This window comes from Desertibaculum subflavum (assembly GCA_003576705.1).
Lineage (GTDB): Bacteria > Pseudomonadota > Alphaproteobacteria > Ferrovibrionales > Ferrovibrionaceae > Desertibaculum > Desertibaculum subflavum.
Genome location: QOZS01000009.1, coordinates 80,833 through 96,684 on the forward strand (window position 1 = coordinate 80,833; position 15,852 = coordinate 96,684).

The 15,852-nt window shown below is 67.5% G+C and carries 14 protein-coding genes; 8 read left to right on the top strand and 6 right to left on the bottom strand.

Features of this window, described 5'->3' with window-relative positions:
- Nucleotides 1–18 precede the first annotated feature (18 nt).
- Nucleotides 19–552 (top strand): 2,4'-dihydroxyacetophenone dioxygenase family protein, encoded by a 534-nt coding sequence (locus DT074_RS06765; RefSeq protein ID WP_119419060.1) that lies wholly within the window; start codon nucleotides 19–21, stop codon nucleotides 550–552.
- Here the strand turns inward: DT074_RS06765 and DT074_RS06770 are convergent.
- The 5 genes from DT074_RS06770 to DT074_RS06790 all read right to left on the bottom strand — a co-directional run bounded on the left by DT074_RS06770 (nucleotide 549) and on the right by DT074_RS06790 (nucleotide 6,654).
- Entirely contained in the window at nucleotides 549–1,868 is a 1,320-nt protein-coding gene (locus tag DT074_RS06770; RefSeq protein WP_119419061.1) for a mechanosensitive ion channel family protein, read from the bottom strand. The two genes, DT074_RS06765 and DT074_RS06770, sit on opposite strands and share 4 nt — an antisense overlap.
- Nucleotides 1,869–1,872: 4 nt before the next feature.
- Nucleotides 1,873–3,276, bottom strand: coding sequence for a cation:proton antiporter (locus DT074_RS06775; protein WP_162914682.1), 1,404 nt, complete (start codon nucleotides 3,274–3,276; stop codon nucleotides 1,873–1,875).
- Between the two features lie 196 nt (nucleotides 3,277–3,472).
- Nucleotides 3,473–4,816 carry a 3-hydroxyacyl-CoA dehydrogenase family protein gene (locus DT074_RS06780; protein WP_119419063.1) on the bottom strand — a complete coding sequence of 448 codons (1,344 nt, stop codon included), beginning with the start codon at nucleotides 4,814–4,816 and terminating at the stop codon, nucleotides 3,473–3,475.
- A 99-nt stretch (nucleotides 4,817–4,915) separates the two neighbouring features.
- A complete protein-coding gene (locus tag DT074_RS06785; RefSeq protein ID WP_119419064.1) occupies nucleotides 4,916–6,133 on the bottom strand; it encodes a vanadium-dependent haloperoxidase in 1,218 nt (405 codons plus the stop codon).
- A 140-nt stretch (nucleotides 6,134–6,273) separates the two neighbouring features.
- Nucleotides 6,274–6,654 (bottom strand): rhodanese-like domain-containing protein, encoded by a 381-nt coding sequence (locus DT074_RS06790; RefSeq protein WP_119419104.1) that lies wholly within the window; start codon nucleotides 6,652–6,654, stop codon nucleotides 6,274–6,276.
- A gap of 169 nt (nucleotides 6,655–6,823) precedes the next feature.
- Here DT074_RS06790 and DT074_RS06795 point away from each other — a divergent pair, with 169 nt between their 5' ends.
- Together DT074_RS06795 and DT074_RS06800 are read left to right on the top strand one after the other, a co-directional pair.
- Nucleotides 6,824–7,849: an AraC family transcriptional regulator gene (locus DT074_RS06795; RefSeq protein WP_119419105.1), complete on the top strand. Its 1,026-nt coding sequence runs from the start codon at nucleotides 6,824–6,826 to the stop codon at nucleotides 7,847–7,849.
- 31 nt (nucleotides 7,850–7,880) lie between these two features.
- Complete coding sequence (locus DT074_RS06800) at nucleotides 7,881–8,255, top strand: sensory rhodopsin transducer (RefSeq protein ID WP_119419065.1); 375 nt, start codon at nucleotides 7,881–7,883, stop codon at nucleotides 8,253–8,255.
- Between the two features lie 6 nt (nucleotides 8,256–8,261).
- Here the strand turns inward: DT074_RS06800 and DT074_RS06805 are convergent, their stop codons facing one another.
- Nucleotides 8,262–9,437 carry a mandelate racemase/muconate lactonizing enzyme family protein gene (locus DT074_RS06805; protein WP_119419066.1) on the bottom strand — a complete coding sequence of 392 codons (1,176 nt, stop codon included), beginning with the start codon at nucleotides 9,435–9,437 and terminating at the stop codon, nucleotides 8,262–8,264.
- 72 nt (nucleotides 9,438–9,509) lie between these two features.
- Here DT074_RS06805 and DT074_RS06810 point away from each other — a divergent pair, with 72 nt between their 5' ends.
- From DT074_RS06810 to DT074_RS06830, 5 genes are all read left to right on the top strand, one after another.
- On the top strand, nucleotides 9,510–10,499 hold the full coding sequence (locus tag DT074_RS06810; protein WP_162914683.1) for an LLM class flavin-dependent oxidoreductase: 990 nt from the start codon (nucleotides 9,510–9,512) through the stop codon (nucleotides 10,497–10,499).
- A 79-nt stretch (nucleotides 10,500–10,578) separates the two neighbouring features.
- On the top strand, nucleotides 10,579–12,339 hold the full coding sequence (locus DT074_RS06815; RefSeq protein WP_119419068.1) for an FAD-dependent oxidoreductase: 1,761 nt from the start codon (nucleotides 10,579–10,581) through the stop codon (nucleotides 12,337–12,339).
- Nucleotides 12,340–12,556: 217 nt separating this feature from the next.
- Nucleotides 12,557–12,736 carry a hypothetical protein gene (locus DT074_RS06820; protein ID WP_162914684.1) on the top strand — a complete coding sequence of 60 codons (180 nt, stop codon included), beginning with the start codon at nucleotides 12,557–12,559 and terminating at the stop codon, nucleotides 12,734–12,736.
- Nucleotides 12,729–14,129 carry a class I SAM-dependent methyltransferase gene (locus tag DT074_RS06825; RefSeq protein WP_119419070.1) on the top strand — a complete coding sequence of 467 codons (1,401 nt, stop codon included), beginning with the start codon at nucleotides 12,729–12,731 and terminating at the stop codon, nucleotides 14,127–14,129. Before DT074_RS06820 ends, DT074_RS06825 begins: the two co-directional genes overlap by 8 nt.
- Nucleotides 14,129–15,796, top strand: a complete 1,668-nt coding sequence (locus DT074_RS06830) for a hypothetical protein (protein ID WP_119419071.1) — start codon at nucleotides 14,129–14,131, stop codon at nucleotides 15,794–15,796. Before DT074_RS06825 ends, DT074_RS06830 begins: the two co-directional genes overlap by 1 nt.
- Nucleotides 15,797–15,852: the final 56 nt, after the last annotated feature.

The window sequence follows — 15,852 nt, forward strand, 5'->3', positions numbered from 1 at the left end:
CCTTGCAGGGAGGAGACCATGCCGGAAACCGCCACATCCGAGTTCTGGCGCGACATCAAGCCGATCACGCGGGTGTTCAAGCCCGACGCGCTGGCCGAGGTCTATCTCGCCAATGCGCCGACCGAGGACGAGCGGTATTACGTCCCGTTCAGCGAGACGGTCTCGTCACGGCCGCTCTGGATCTCGCCGGCGCAGAACAGGTGGTGCGACATCCTGATGGCGAAGGGCGCGGGCCTGGTGAACCGGCACTATCACCCGCACGAGGTATTCGCCTACACCATCTCCGGCAAGTGGGGCTATCTGGAGCACGATTGGACGGCGACCGCCGGCGATTTCGTCTACGAGACGCCGGGCGAAGCCCACACGCTGGTCGCCTATGAGCACAAGGACCCGATGAAGGTCTTCTTCATCGTCACCGGCCCGCTGATCTGGCTCGACGAGAACGGCAACTCCGCCGGCCATTTCGACGTGCACGACTATATCGGGCTCTGCCGCGCGCACTACGACAAGGTCGGCCTCGGCGCCGAAGCCGTGCGGAAGCTGTTCCGCTAATCGGCGTTCGGCTGGCTCGTCACGCGGACCGGGTCACGCAGGATGACCTCGCGATGCGGATAGGGAATGCGGACGCCCTGCTCGCGGAACGCGTCCCAGATGGCGAGCAGAACCTCGCCCTTGACATTCATCACCCCGCTCTGCGGATCGGCGATCCAGAACCGGAGCACGAAATCGAGTGAGCTTTCGCCGAATCCGGCGAGATGGCAAACCGGCGCCGGTTCGGCCAGCACCCGCCTGGGCTTCCTTGTCGCCTCGACGGCGATGCGCCGGACCTGATGCGGGTCGCTGTCATAGGCGGTGCCGAAAGTCACCTCGACCCGGACCAGATTGTCGGTGAACGACCAGTTCACCACCCGCTGGGTGATCAGGTCTTCGTTCGGGATCAGGTATTCCTTGCCGTCGCGGGTGACGACCGAGACGTAGCGCGTCCCCATCGTGTTGATCCAGCCGAAGCTCGGCCCCACCTCGATCACGTCGCCCGGCTTCACCGAGCGGTCGAGCAGCAAGATGATGCCGCTGATCAGGTTCGACACCACCTTCTGCAGGCCGAATCCGACGCCGAGGCCGACCGCGCCGGAAAAGACCGCGACGGCGGTGAAGTCGATGCCGACGCTGTTCAGCGCGATCAGCACGGCGAAACCGATCAGCAGGATGCGGATCAGCTTGGTGAGCAGCACGCGGCCCGATGGCGTGATCTGGCCCCAGCGGCCGATGCGTTGCTCGAGCGCGCGGGCGGCGAAGCCGGCCGCCCAGATCAGAGCCGCGAGCAGGACGGCGCCCTTGATCACGCCGAGCACGGAGATGCGAAGCTGGCCGATCTCGATCGCCAGTGCGTCCAGGCCCTGCATCAGCGGGGTCAGCAGGCCCATGATGTCGAGCGCCGCCAGCGACCAGGCGACCACGGTCAGAACGCGGGCGAGCGCAGGACTAGCGATCAGGGAGGTGCCGAGCCGGATCACGATCCAGGCAGTGAGCAGGCTTGCCGCGACGCCGAGCAGATAGCTCCGGCTTGGCCAGGTGACTTGGCGCAGCACGGCCATCGCCATCCAGATGAGCCCCAGATAGACCGCCGGCAACAGCACCGATTGCGCCGCCCGCACGGCGCCGGCCACGCGCGCGCGGCTTTCGAACCGCACCAGCGCGCGGCCGAGCGGCGGGCGCAGCCACCGACCCAGTTGCAAGGCAACGAGGTAGAGCAGGACGATCAGAGAAACCTGAACGGCGATCCAGCCGTCGGCCAGCGCAGCCCCCGCGGCCTCGGCGAATTCGGCGAACCCGCGCCGCAGAAGATCGAGATCGAACAGGTCCTGCATGCTGTCAGTCGCCCGGCTTCCGCCCCTCCGGTTCGACAACGATTTCGGGGATCACGGCGTTCCCCTCCCCCGCCGGCGGGTCCGCGGCGGGCGGCCGCGGCCGCCTTACTCGCGCCGTTCCGGACTGCCAACCGCGGCCCAGTGCCGCGCCGCCGCGACGCGCGAGAGCCGCACCGCGTTCGAGCCGCGCGATCTCGCCCGCATAGACCTGGCCGAGCGTGGCGCGAATTTCCGACATGCCGCCCCGGGTCGCCTCGTGGAAGCGCCGCACGCTGCTCATCCAGAACGGCGTGATGAGCAGGGTCATGGCGATCACCGCGATGGCAAGGCGATAGCCGTCGGGATCGAGCACGCGATTGCCGAAGCCCACGGCGGCGACAACGAAGGAGAACTCGCCGATCTGCGCCATCATCAGGCCGCCGGGAAAGGCGATCTCCCACGGCTGCCCGACGCGGCGCAGCAGCCACACGTTCAGCACGCTCTTGATGGCCACGACACCGATCACGAACAGGATGACAAGGCCGAGATGCCGCCAGACATAGCCGATGTCGATCAAGAGGCCGATCGACAGGAAGAACACCACCATGAGAATGCTCTGGATCGGCTCCGCCACATGGATCGCCTCGCTGCGAAGATGTGAGTTGGCGATCATCAGCCCGGCGAGGAAGGCGCCGTAGGCCGGCGACAGACCGGCGACGCCGCTGGCCGAGGCGGCCGCGAAGCAGACCGCGAGCGTTGCCAGGGTCAAGAGGTCGACCCTGCCGCGCAAGGTCTGGTCGAACGGCAGCTTGATCTTGCCGCGGCGGCTCAGCACCAGGATGAAGCCCGCCATCAGCCCGATCGCCACCAGAATCTTCACCACCACGGCGAAGCCGAGCTCGGCCGAACCGCTGCCGAGGGAATCCGCGAGGATCAGGATCGGCACCACGGCGATGTCCTGCGCGATCAGCACGCCGACGGTGATCTGGCCGAGATCGCCGCGCAGCTCGCCGATCTCGTCCAGCATCTTCATGGCGACGGCGGTGCTGGACATGGCGACGATGAAGCCCAGCAGGAGCGATTGCTCGGTGGGCCAGCCGAGCCACCAGCCGAAGGCGAAGGTGATGGCGATGGAGGCGAGGATCTGGCCTGCCGCGGTGAGCGAGGCCGGCCACAGGACGCGGACGAAGGCCTTGAGGCTGAGCTCCATCCCGATCAGGAAGAGCAGCAGCACCACCCCGAGTTCGGCCAGCAGGCCGACCTGCTCGGATTGGCGCACCAGCCCGAGGCCGGAAGGGCCGAGCACGACGCCGGCAATGATGTAGCCGACGATCGGCGGCTGGCGCAGCGTCTGCAGGCCGAGGCCGGCGGCGACCGCGACGGCGGTGACGACGGCGATACCGGTCAGTTGCGTGGCGTGAGCTTCCATCGCGCCCGCCCCTTGTGTCGTCGCCGCCATAGGGGCGGCTTGGCCCCACCCTCGAGCCGCGGCGGCACCGAGCACGGTGCCGCCCTCCCACGACCTCAGGCCATTGCCCGAGGTGCCTCCCAGGACGAGAGGATAGGTCTCGCGGCCGGCTTTACAACCCTTTGAGCCGCTTCAGCCGCGGCGCAAGGTCGGAGCCTCAGACGAGGCCGGGCTTTGCGTCGGCGAAACTCAGCCCCTTTTCCGCCAGCACGACGAGCAGCGGCGCCGGCACCCAGCGCGCGCCCATCGCCGCGTGCCATTGTCGGATCTGTTCCAGCACGGCCGCTGGCCCGCCCCGCTGATCGGCCCAGTAGAGCAGCCCGCCACGGCCGCGCGGGAAGCCGAACCCGTTGAGCCACATCGCATCGACATCGCCGGCGCGGGCGGCGACGCCCTCGGCGATGATGCGGCACGCCTCGTTCACCGAGGCGTAGAGCATGCGGCGCAGCACCTCGTCATCGCTGACCTGGCGCGGCGCGATGCCGAGCGACGTCCGCACCTCCGCGATGATGCGCTCGGCCTCCGGATCGTCGAGCGGCGTGCGATCGCCTTCGGCATAGCGGTACCAGCCTTTGCCGGTCTTCTGGCCGCGGCGGCCGAGCTCCACCATGCGGTCGGCGATCGGCAGCATGCGGTAGGCGCGATCGGCCCGCTTGCGCCGCTTGCGGTTGGCATAGCTGTTGTCGTGGCCGGCGAGGTCGGCGGTGGCGAAGGGGCCCATGCGATAGCCGAATTCCAGCATGACCTTGTCGATCTGACGCGGTGTCGCGCCCTCTTCCACCAGGATGTTCATCTCGGCGATGAAGGGGCCGCGCGAGCGGTTGGCCAGGAAGCCGTCGCAATTGCCGCAGACCGCGACGACCTTGTTCATGCGTCGGCCGAGCGCGACGGTGCCGGCGATGGTGGATTTCGAGCTCGCCTTGCCGCGCACCACCTCCAGCAGCTTCATGACGTTGGCGGGCGAGAAGAAATGCGCGCCGATCACCGCCTCGGGCCGCTTGGTGGCGCCGGCGATGGCGTCGATGTCGAGCGCCGAAGTGTTGGAGGCGAGGATGGCGCCGGGCTTCGCCGCCGCGTCGAGCCGGGCGAAGATCTGCCGCTTCAGATCGAGGCTCTCGAACACCGCCTCGATGATGACGTCGGCCTCGCCCAGCGCGGCATCGTCCGCCGCACCCGTGACCAGGGCGACGCGCTGGTCCATTTCCGCCTGCGCCAGGCTGCCGCGCTTGACCGAAACGGCATAGGTGGCGGCGATCCGCTTCAGCGCCTTGTCCAGCGCATCGGTATCCGCTTCCCGCATCCGTACCGGAATACCGGCATCGGCCAGCGCCATGGCGATGCCGCTGCCCATGACGCCGCCGCCGATCACGGCGGCCTGCTTCACCTCGGGGAAGGGCGTATCCGCCGGCACATCGGGCGCGATGGCGGCCTCGCGCTCCACTTTCGTCGCGTGGTCGAGCGCCGCCTGGACGATGGGATCCTTCACGGTCTGGCCGGCCATCGCTGCCTCCCTGCTGCCGCTGCCAGGGCTTCATAGCGCAAGCCGGGGCGCGATGGCGCCCCGGCTTAGCCGTCGGCAACGATTTCCCGCTTGTGATGGCTATTGCGTCGGCACCTTCATCCGCGTCGCCGCCAGCTCGCCGATGCGGCGCCCCATCTCGACGCCCACTTCCACCGCGGTGCGGTAGTGGATGCCGGCATAGATGCGGGCCTCGGCCACCTCCTGCACGAAGGCGTCGACGCTGGTCCATTGCCGCGTCGCGCCCTTGGCGGTCGGGCTGGAGGTCGACAGGACGGGAACCGGGCCCGTGCCGAGATCCGCCTTCATCACCGCGCCCGCCGCGCCGGCCAGAATGGCATGGCCGCTCGGATATTCCGGATGCATCGGTGCATCGACCAGCGGCATCCACGCGGCATCGCGCACCGTGGCGTCGTTGCCGTCGAGATCGCCGTTGCGGATCGCGGTGAGCGGACGCCAGAAGTTGTGGTGGTACTTGGCCTCGAACACGCTGATCAGCGCATCGTCCATCGCCTGCGCCGCCATGGCGAAGAGCAGCGCGTTGCGCGTCACTTCGCGGCCCGGCTGATCGGCCACCGAGCGCACGACGCCGAAATAGATCTCCGGCAGCGAATATTCCCAGAACTTGCCGATCTCGGCCTGCTCGGGCGTCCTCTGGGTGCTGACCTTGCCGCCGAGCGCCTTGACCTCCTCGTAATCGCGCGCCCAGGCGGCGCTGGTCAGCGCCGGTGGCGCGGCGGGACGGAACTGCGCCGGGCTCTTCATGTTCCAGGGCTTGCGCGCGCCCCATTGCGGCACCGCCACCGCGGCCGTCGGCACATAGGCGCCGGGCGTGGCGTGCGGCCGGTAGGCCACGGGCGTGGCCGGGTTGTCCTCGGCGCGCGCAGCGAGAAGCCGCGCCGCCGCCTGCTCGCCGAGGCTGATCCCCGCGGATCTGGCGGAGCCTTCGGCCACGTTGGCGAGCGCGGCCTGATAGGCCGCCTCGATCGACGCCTGCTGCGCCGGCAGGATCTTCACCAGCACGGCGCGGTGTGCCGCCGCGATCGCCGCGTCGACCGAGGCGCCCTTGGTCCGGCCGGCGACCGGCGAGGTGACGGGATAGCGCAGGGTAACGGCATTGGCGGCATCGAACGCTGCCGTCTGCACCAGTGCCATGACGCGAACGGCCGGCGGCGTACCGAGCTTGGCCTCGCCGATCAGCGTGGCGCAGCGCCGGTTCCAATCGGTGACGATGTCGGCCGAGGCCGGCACCGTGAAGCCTGCCACCAGCAAGGTGGCGAGCATGACAGAGCGTTTCATCGAGGTTTCTCCTGAGCACAGACGAGGGGCGAGGCTTGCGCACTTGGCGCGGGCCGCGCGCGCAAGCTCTCTCGCGCGCAGACGACCGCAGGGCCGTCGGCGCTTAAAGTTCGAAATTGCGACCGGTTGTTCGCGGGCGACTAAGCTTTCTCCACCGCCCCGCCGCTCTCCGCCCAGTCCTTGAAGGCACCGAGGTTATGGACCTTCTCGTAGCCCATATCCTTCAGCACCTTGGCCCCGAGCGCCGAGCGCCCGCCGGAGGCGCAGTAGAGAATGACGGACTTGTCCCTGGCGAAGCTCTTGTCGTGATAGGGCGTGTCCGGATCGGCGCGAAACTCGAGCATGCCGCGCGAGACATGCACCGCGCCGGCAATCTTGCCGCTCGCCTGCAGCTCCGGTGCATCGCGCACATCGACGACCAGCACGTTACCCCCGGCCATCATCTCCTTGGCCTGCGCCGGTGTGATTCTGGGCACGGCGGCATTTGCGGCTTCCATCATCTGCTTCACGTTCGTAGCCATATCGCTCTCCTTTTCGCGACCAGCTTCCGGAATGCCGGCGACCATGCGCCGTCGAGGAAAGCTGGAACTTCCGTCGAGGAAAATTTGATAGACCACGATCGGCCGCGCGCGAATGATCCGGCCGCCAGATCACTTGATCGATCGTCCAAACCGGTGGGCCGCCATGACCATGGACCCGCTGTCCGACGTGCTGCGCTCCGTGCGCCTGGTCGGCGGCATCTTCCTCGACGCGCAGTTCACGGCACCGTGGTGCGTCACGGCGAACATGTCGGCCGAGGACTGTGCCCAGATGCTGGCGGCACCGACGCAGCTGATCGCCTATCACCTCGTGCTGCAGGGCAGTCTGCTGCTGGAAATCCCCGGGGAACCCTGGATCCGCGTCGGCGCCGGCGAGGTCGTGCTGCTGCCGCGCAACGATCCCCATCTTCTGGCGAGCGCAGCCGGCCTCCCGCCGGTGCGGGCGGGGAGCCTGATCCAGTTCGCGCCGGAAGGCGGGCTCGCCCGTATCCGGCATGGCGGCGGCGGTGCGGCGACCCGCGTCATCTGCGGCTTTCTCGGCAGCGAGGAAGGCTTCAATCCCCTGATCGCCAGCCTGCCCGGCGTGCTGACCGTCGATCTCGGCGAGGCCGCGTCACGCGACTGGATCGAGGCGTCGCTGCGCTTCGCGGCGAACGAGCTGGCGGCCGGACGCTTCGCGTCCTCCGGCACCATGTCGCGGCTTTCCGAGCTGCTGCTGGTCGAGGCGGTGCGCCACTATGCCGAGCGGCTGGGCGAAGCGGAGCATGGCTGGCTGCGCGGCATGAAGGACCCGCAGATCGGCCGGGCGCTGGCGCTGATCCACCGCGATCTCGGCGCCGCCTGGTCGGCCGAGGCGCTGGCCAGCGAGGTCGCGATGTCGCGCAGCGCCTTCATGGACCGCTTCACGCACCTGGTCGGCACGCCGCCGATCCGCTACCTGACCGCCTGGCGCCTGCAGAGCGCCCGGCAGCAACTCGCCGAGACGACCAGGACGGTGTGCCAGATTGCGCAGGCGGTCGGCTACGAATCGGAAGCGGCGTTCAGCCGGGCCTTCAAGCGCCAGTTTGGGCTGGCGCCTGCCCGCTGGCGGTCGCAGAGCCTCGAGCGGCCAGCCGCCGCGTTGCCGGCAGCCGCGATGACGGCGGAACCCTTGCCGGACCGGCTCGCTTCTGACTAGGGGGTAAATTCCTGCACCCGGAGGGAGCGACATGCCGAACATCGGATCGGCCTGCTGGGCCATTGCCGAAGGTTACATCCCGAGCGGCAGCGTGAGCCAGGATCCGGCACTGGTCTCGCACGAGACCATTTGCATCCTGAACGCCGGCGAGCGCGCGGCGGAAATTGCCATCACGCTCTATTTCGAAGACCGCGAACCCGTCGGGCCCTATCGCTTGAGCGTCGGCGCCCGGCGCACGCGGCACCTACAGTTCAACCACCTCGACGACCCGGAGCCGGTGCCGCGCGATACTGCCTATGCTTCGCTGATCCAGTCGACGGAACCGATCGTCGTGCAGCACACCCGCCTCGACTCGCGTCACCCGAACATCGCCCTGCTGTCGACCATCGCCTTTCCGCAGGGATAAGCGCGGTCAGGTCCGCGGCGGCCTGGCCCGCACCGCCTTCTCGTTGACATCGGCGCCCCAGCCGGGCGTGTCGGGCAGGACGAACTCGCCGTTCTCGATCACCGGCGGGCGGGTGACGAACTCGTCGCGCCAGGGCGTCGAATCGATATCGATCTCCATGATGCGGAAATTCGGCACCGCGGCGGAGAAATGCGCCGAGGTGTAGGAGCAGAGGTGGCCGTAGAAATTGTGCGGCGCCACGTTGATCTCGAAGGTCTCGGCCATGTGCGCGATCTTCAGGCTCTCGCCGAGCCCGTTCCACGGCACGTCGACGATGCCGACATCCATGGCGTAGTTCTGCAGATAGGGCAGGAATTCGCGCCGGCCGTGCAGGGTCTCGCAGGAGGCGATCGGGCAGGCCGCGTCGCGGCGGATCTGCGCCAGGCTCGGCGGGTCGTGAGTGTCAACTTCCATCCAGCGCATGTTGAACGGCGCGATGGTGTCGGCGACGCGCTTGTAGCCTTCGGTCTTGAAGTTGAAATTGGTGTCGAGCATCAGGCCCATCTCCGGCCCGATCGCCTCGCGGATGCAGCCGAGCTGGCGCGCGAGATCGGCAAGCAGGCCTTCATCCCAGTTGAGCTCCGGCCAGCCGACCGTGCGGCCGAAGCCCGGGACATAGGGCGTGAGCTTGCCGCCCTGCCAGCGGAAGATGTTGGTCTTGAGGCAGCGGAAGCCCATCGCCTTCACCTCGGCCGCGTGCTTTGCCAGATCGTCATAGGTGTTGAGCTCCGGCAGGAAGCCTTTGCCGCGATGCGCGATGCGATAGGTCGCGAAATGCGACCAGTAGACCGGGATGCGCGTGCGGAGCGGGCCGCCGAACAGCGCCGCGATGGACTTGCCGGCCTCCTTGCCGCGGATGTCGAGCAGCGCGTTCTCGATCGCCGCGATCGCCTGCTGGTTCAGGCTGCCGCGCGCTTGCCGCGTCGCCACATGCAGGCGCTGCAGCACAGCTTCGCTGGCCCGCGGGTCCATGCCGATTATCAGCGGCGCCAGCGCCGAGATCACCGCCGACAACCCCTTGCTGCCGAAATCCTCGTTGTATTCCGACCAGCCGGTGATGCCGTCGGAGGTCGTCATCTTCAGGAACGAAAAGGTGCGCCAGCCGGCATCCGCGATCAGCGGCTCGATGCGTTCGATCTTCATTGCTTCCTCCCCCGGGACTATCGCTCCCCCGCCGGAGCGGACAGAATGCGCCGGGCGCGCACCGGAGGAAACATGAAAGTCGGCGTGCTGCAGTTCTTCAGCTGGCCAGGTCGGCGTGGTCCGCTCGACCAGGTCTATGCCCGCGCGCTGGAGCGGATCGAGATCATGGACCGCGGTGGCTTCGACGCGGTGTGGCTGGCCGAGCACCACTTCACCACCTTCAGCGTCTGCCCCTCCGTGCACATGCTGGGCACGCTCGCCGCGGCGCGCACGCAGCGCCTGCGCATCGGCACCGCGGTGTCGCTCGCCACGCTCTACCACCCGCTGCGCCTCGCCGAGGAAGTGGCGCTGCTCGACATGCTGTCGGGCGGCCGCGTCAACTGGGGCGCCGGCCGCGGCTTCGCGGTGAGCGAGTTCAACGCCTTCGGCGTGCCGCCGGCCGAGAGTGCCGAGCGCTTCCGCGAGACGGTCGAGATCGTGCTGAAGGCCTGGACGCAGGAGCGCCTGAACCATCGCGGCGCGCATTTCAGCTTCGAAGACGTCGAGGTGCTGCCGAAGCCGTTGCAGCAGCCGCACCCGCCGGTCTGGATGGCGGCGAGCTCGGAGACAGCGGTCGACTGGGCAGCGAGCAAGGGCCTTTCGATCCTGATGGACCCGCATTCCTCCGCCGCGGAGATCGGCGCCAAGCGCCGGCGCTATGCCGAGGGGTTGCGGGCAGCGGGCTTTTCCGATGCCGGCCGCGACATTCCGGTGGCAAGGCTGGTCGCGCTGGCGCCGACCACGGCGGAGGCCGAGGCGGTGGCGCGCCGCGGCGCCGAATGGCTGGTCGGGGCCTATGCCGGGCCGCAGCATCAGAAATCGCTGCAGACCACGCGCAGCTACGGCGGCAAGGATCCGGTGCAGCATTATGTGGAGGACGTCATCCTGCACGGCACGCCGGAATCCGTGCGCGACCAGATCGCGCGGCTGAAGGAGGAGATCGGCCTCAACTATCTGATGTGCGCGCCGCTCAGCCGCGACAGCTTCCGCCTGCTGGCCGACGAGGTGGTGCCGCGCCTCTGACCGGCCGTGATAGAGTTGCGCCCGCCGGACCGGAGGCGAGACAATTGCCCCGGAAATTCCACGGGAGGAAGCCGCGGCGATGGATGTAGAAGCCAGCCAGGGAATCGAACCTCAGAGCGCCGTGCAAGGCTGGCTCCGCGCCTTCGAGAGCGCCTTGCAGGCCGCCGATGCAAGGGCGCTGGAAAGCCTGTTTGCCGAGGATTGCCATTGGCGCGATGTGCTCGCCTTCACTTGGCGGATCGGGACGGTGAGCGGCGCCGGCGCCATCGCCGCGGCATTGCAGGGGCGGTTCCTGCAGACGCGTGCCCGCGAATTCCGCCTGCCCGCCAGCCGCACGCCGCCGCGCTGGGTGCGCCGCGCCGGCACCGAGTGCATCGAGGCGCTGTTCGCCTTCGAGACGGGGTCCGGCCATGGCAGCGGCGTGCTGCGCCTGGTGACGACGAGCGGGGGCCCGCGCGCCTGGATCCTGCTGACCGCGCTGGACGAGCTCGCCGGCTTCGAGGAATCGCGCCTGCAGGCGAAGATCGGGCCGGAGCATTTCTCGCGCGATTTCGGCGCGCCGAACTGGGCCGATCAGCGCGCGGCCGCGCAAGCCTATGCCGATCGCGATCCGGCCGTGCTGGTGATCGGCGGCGGCCAGGCGGGGCTTTCCATTGCGGCGAGGCTCGGCCGGCTCGGCATCGACACGCTGGTCGTCGACCGGCACGAGCGGATCGGCGACAACTGGCGCAAGCGCTATCACGCGCTGACCCTGCACAACGAGGTGCATGTCAACCACCTGCCCTACATGCCGTTCCCGCCGGGCTGGCCGGTCTTCATTCCGAAGGACAAGCTCGCCAACTGGTTCGAGGCCTATGTCGAGGCGCTGGAGATCAACTTTTGGCCCGGCACCGAGCTCGCCGGCGGCAGCTACGACGAGGCGACGAAGCGCTGGTCCGTGACTCTGCGGCGGTCGGATGGCGGCACGCGCGTGATGCGCCCGCGCCATCTCGTCTTCGCCACCGGCGTCAGCGCCATTCCGGTCACCCCGGATCTGCCGGGCCTGCAAGAGTTTGCCGGCGCGGTGGTGCATTCCGGCGACTTCACCGACGGCGCCGCGTGGAAGGGCCGCAAGGCATTGGTGCTCGGCACCGGCAATAGCGGCCATGACGTGGCGCAGGACCTGGAAGCGAGCGGCGCCGAGGTCACCATGATCCAGCGCAGCCCGACCTATATCGTCAGCCTGAAGGAGGCGCAGAAGGTCTATTCGATCTACAGCGAGGGCCCGCCCATCGATGATTGCGACCTGCTCGCCACCTCGTTTCCCTATCCGGTTCTGAAGCATGCCTACCAGCTGTCGACCGCCGAGATGCGCGAAGTGGACAAGGCGCTGCTCGACGGTCTCGAGCAGCGCGGCTTCCGGCTTGCCTTCGGCGAAGACGCGACCGGCTTCCAGATGATGTATCTGCGCCGCGGCGGCGGCTACTACTTCAATGTCGGCTGCTCCGACCTGATCGTCCGGGGCAAGGTCGGCCTGATGCAATGGGGCGATGTCGAGCGCTTCGTCGCACAGGGCGTCCGATTGAAGGACGGCGGCATCGTGCCGGCCGAGCTACTGGTGCTGGCGACCGGCTACATGAACCAGCAGGACGTCGTGCGCGCCTATCTAGGCGGCGAGATCGCCGACCGGATCGGCCCGGTCTGGGGCTTCGACGCAGGCGGCGAGCTCCGCAACATGTGGCAGCCCACGGCGCAGCCCGGCCTCTGGTTCACCGCCGGCAGCTTGGCGCAGTGCCGCATCTATTCCCGCTATCTGGCGCTGCAGATCAAGGCGCGGGAGGAGGGCCTCGTCGCCGCGTAACGGCACGGCGCGCGCAAATTCGCCGAAAATTTGCGCGGCGTTTTATCCATCCGCAAATGGGCACCGATTATTAGTCATTCCGGCCTTAGCTCTCCGGTTTCACGGCCAGCCTTGCGCTGGGGCAAATTGCACCGGAGCGGAAATGATTCGATCGAACAGAGCGCCCCGCGCGTCGCGACTGTTTGCACCATTGCTCGCTGCGCTGCTGATCATCAGCATGGATGTACGGCCGGCGCACGCCTATCTCGATCCCGGCACCGGCAGCATCCTGCTGCAGTCAACCTTGGCGCTGATCGCCGGGACCGCCGTCACGTTGAAGCTCTACTGGTCGAAGCTGAAGGGATTGATCTGGCGCCGGCGCCCCGAGCAGGAGCATCGAGCCGACCGCGATGAGTGAGGCGCCGGCGCTCGATCCGGGTTCGTTCCGTGATCCCAAGGGGCGGGTGTTCTCCCGCAACGGCGAGATCTTCCGTGCCGTTGGCCCGCTCGGCCTTGAAGGCTATACGCGCGCCAGGGATAGCGGGCTTCTGACGGAGTTGGAGGCGCGCGGCTGGCTGGTGCCGAGCCGGGAGATCGACGGCGGATCGGCCAGGGCGGCGGGCCTCGATGGCCGCATCGTGCTGCAGCATCCGCGGCTGCCCTTCATCGCCTATCCCTATGAATGGCCATTCCCGGCACTGAAGGACGCCGCGCTGCTGCAGCTCGACCTGATCCTCGCCTGCCTCGATCGCGGGTTCAGCCTGACCGACGCCTCGGCCTACAACATCCAGTTCAACGGTCACCGGCCGCAATTCATCGATGTCCTCTCGATCCAGCCCTATGTCGAGGGCGAGCCCTGGTTCGGCTATCGGCAGTTCTGCGAGCAGTTTCTCAACCCGCTGCTGCTGACGGCCTTGCGCGGCATCCCGTATCACGCCTGGTATCGCGGCAGCCTGGAAGGCATCCCCGCCATCGACCTGGCACCGGTGCTACGCCTGCGCGACCGCTTGAGCCTGCGCCTTCTGTCGCATGTCGTGCTGCAGGCGAGGCTGCAGCGGCAGAGCTTTGCCGATCCGTCGCGCGCCGGCGCTTCCGCGCGCAAGGTCAGGCTGACACAGGGCGGCTACAAGGCGATCGTCATGCAGCTGCGCGACTGGATCGCCGACCTGCAGCCCGCCGGCAGCAGCAAGACGGCCTGGGTCGATTACGCACGGTCGAACACTTATTCGGGCGCGGAGTATGCCGAGAAACGGACCGCCATCGCGGCGTTCTGCGCCAAGGTGCGACCGCGCATGCTGTGGGATATCGGCTGCAACAGCGGCGACTTCGCCGCGGCAGCGCTGCAATCGGGCGCGGGCTTCTGCGTCGGATTCGACGCCGACCATGGCGCCCTGGAGCAGGCCTATGCGCGCGCCAAATCCGGCGCGCTCGCCTTCGTGCCGTTGTATCAGGACATGGCCAATCCCAGTCCGAGCCAGGGTTGGAACGAACGCGAGCGTCCGGGCGTCGGCGGGCGTAAGGGAGCCGACGCCCTGCTCGCGCTGGCGATCATTCACCACCTGGCCATCGGGCGGAATGTACCGCTGCCCGATGTGGTGCGCTGGCTCGTGTCGCTGGCGCCGCAGGGTGTCATCGAGTTCGTGCCGAAATCCGATCCGACGGTGCAGATCATGCTGGCGCTGCGTCAGGACGTGTTCGACAGCTACAACGAGCAGGCCTTTGTGGAGGCCTTGCAAGGCGAGGCTTCCGTCGTCGCGAGCCGTACCAGTTCTGCTACGGGCCGAACTCTCTTCACTTACGAGCGGGCGTGATGCCGGGCTTCGCTTCCGGAATCAGTGCAGCCTTTCGCACGAAACCGATCTACCTCGCCGCATTCTGCATCTCCTACCCTTTCGCATTGTTCGAGCTGAACATTGATTACTATGGCTGGCTCAGTCTGCTGCCCGCGATCCTCCTGTTGCCGGCGCTTGCGGTGCCAATCTTCTGGGTCTTCGAACGACACATACGCGACAGCCGCTTGAGCGGCCTCGCCGCGTTGACCGCCCTGATGTTGCTGTTCCCGAGTTCGACCCGGCTGCTGCCCGCATTTACGATTCTGACCCTCACCGGCATCGCCCTCGTTGTCGTGAGCCTTCTCCAGCGCACCAACCGGACTTCCGCAGCGCCGACGCAACTGCCAACGAACTTCACCGTGATCGCGAACGTGGTGGCGGGGGCAACCTGTGTCGCTGCAGTTCTCGGTCCGGCCCAGAGCCAGTTCCTGGCGGACCGGCAGGCCGACCACATCGCAGCAACGCGCCTCGACGCGCTGCGCCCGGGGACGCTCGCGCCGCCGTCCGGCGCGCTGCCGCATATCGTGCATATCGTGCTCGACGGCTATTCGCGCGCCGATGTGCTGCAGAACACCTATGGCTTCGACAACACGCCCTTTCTGACCGCGCTGCGCGCCAGAGGATTTCGTGTCGCCACCGAAGCCACGACCCCATTCAACCAGACCCTGTTCGTCATGGGTTCAATCTTCTCGCTGGGGCACATCGTCGATCGCGACAGCTTTCGAACGCCGGCCGGCGACACTCCGGCGTATCGCAATAAACTCGCCAGCGTGCTCAGGACGGGTGTGTTGATCCAGCTGCTGAGTCGGCTCGGCTACGACATCCAGGCGACGCCCGCCGAATATGCGCCGCTGCAGCCAGCGGGCGTAGTGGGATCGGATGGCAGGCGGTCAGCGTTCGGTCACCTCGGCTTCCGCAGCGCCTACATTTTCGCTTACGACATGCTCAATCAATCGGCCGCGCTCGAGCCCGTCACTCGATACTTTCTCGGCCCGTGGCTCGACGTGGTCGAGGTCAACTACAGCTACCTGGCGCAGATCCCGATCCGGCGGTTCGAGCCCGCAACCGGACGGCCGCTCTTCGTCTACCAACACGTTCTGGCGCCGCATCCGCCGTTCAACATCACGCCGGAGGGCAGGCGGAGGCCGCTCGCGGGCTTCCCGTTCGCCTTATCCGATGCCTCGGCCATCATTCGCGACAACGACCGGAGGCGCGAGCTGTACCGGTTGGGATATATCGACAAGCTCCGCTACATCAACGGCGCCATCCTGCAACAGATCGACGAGATCAAGGCCCAGCTGCGCGGCCCGCTCATCGTCATTCTGCACGGCGACCATGGCGGCGGCATGCATCACGACCTCGACAGCAAGGCGAGCACATGTGTGGCGGAACGCTTCAGCCCGCTCCTTGCCGTCTATGCCACGGACCCGGAAGTGCTCGCCCAGATCCGTGACGAGTTCAGCCTGGTCAATCTGTATCGCGCCGTATTCCGCACGCTATTGGGGGCGGATCTTCCCGATCTTCCAGAGCAAAGCGTCTTCATTCCTTGGGAGCTGGATGGCGCCATGCCCGTAAGCGACCAGGAACGAGGGATCGCCTGCCCACCGCCGACGATGACTGAGCGAGTCGCTTCACCCGGCCGATAATCGGGCCGCACCGATCGTTGAACGCGGATGTGTGGACACGCGAAACATCGTACTCT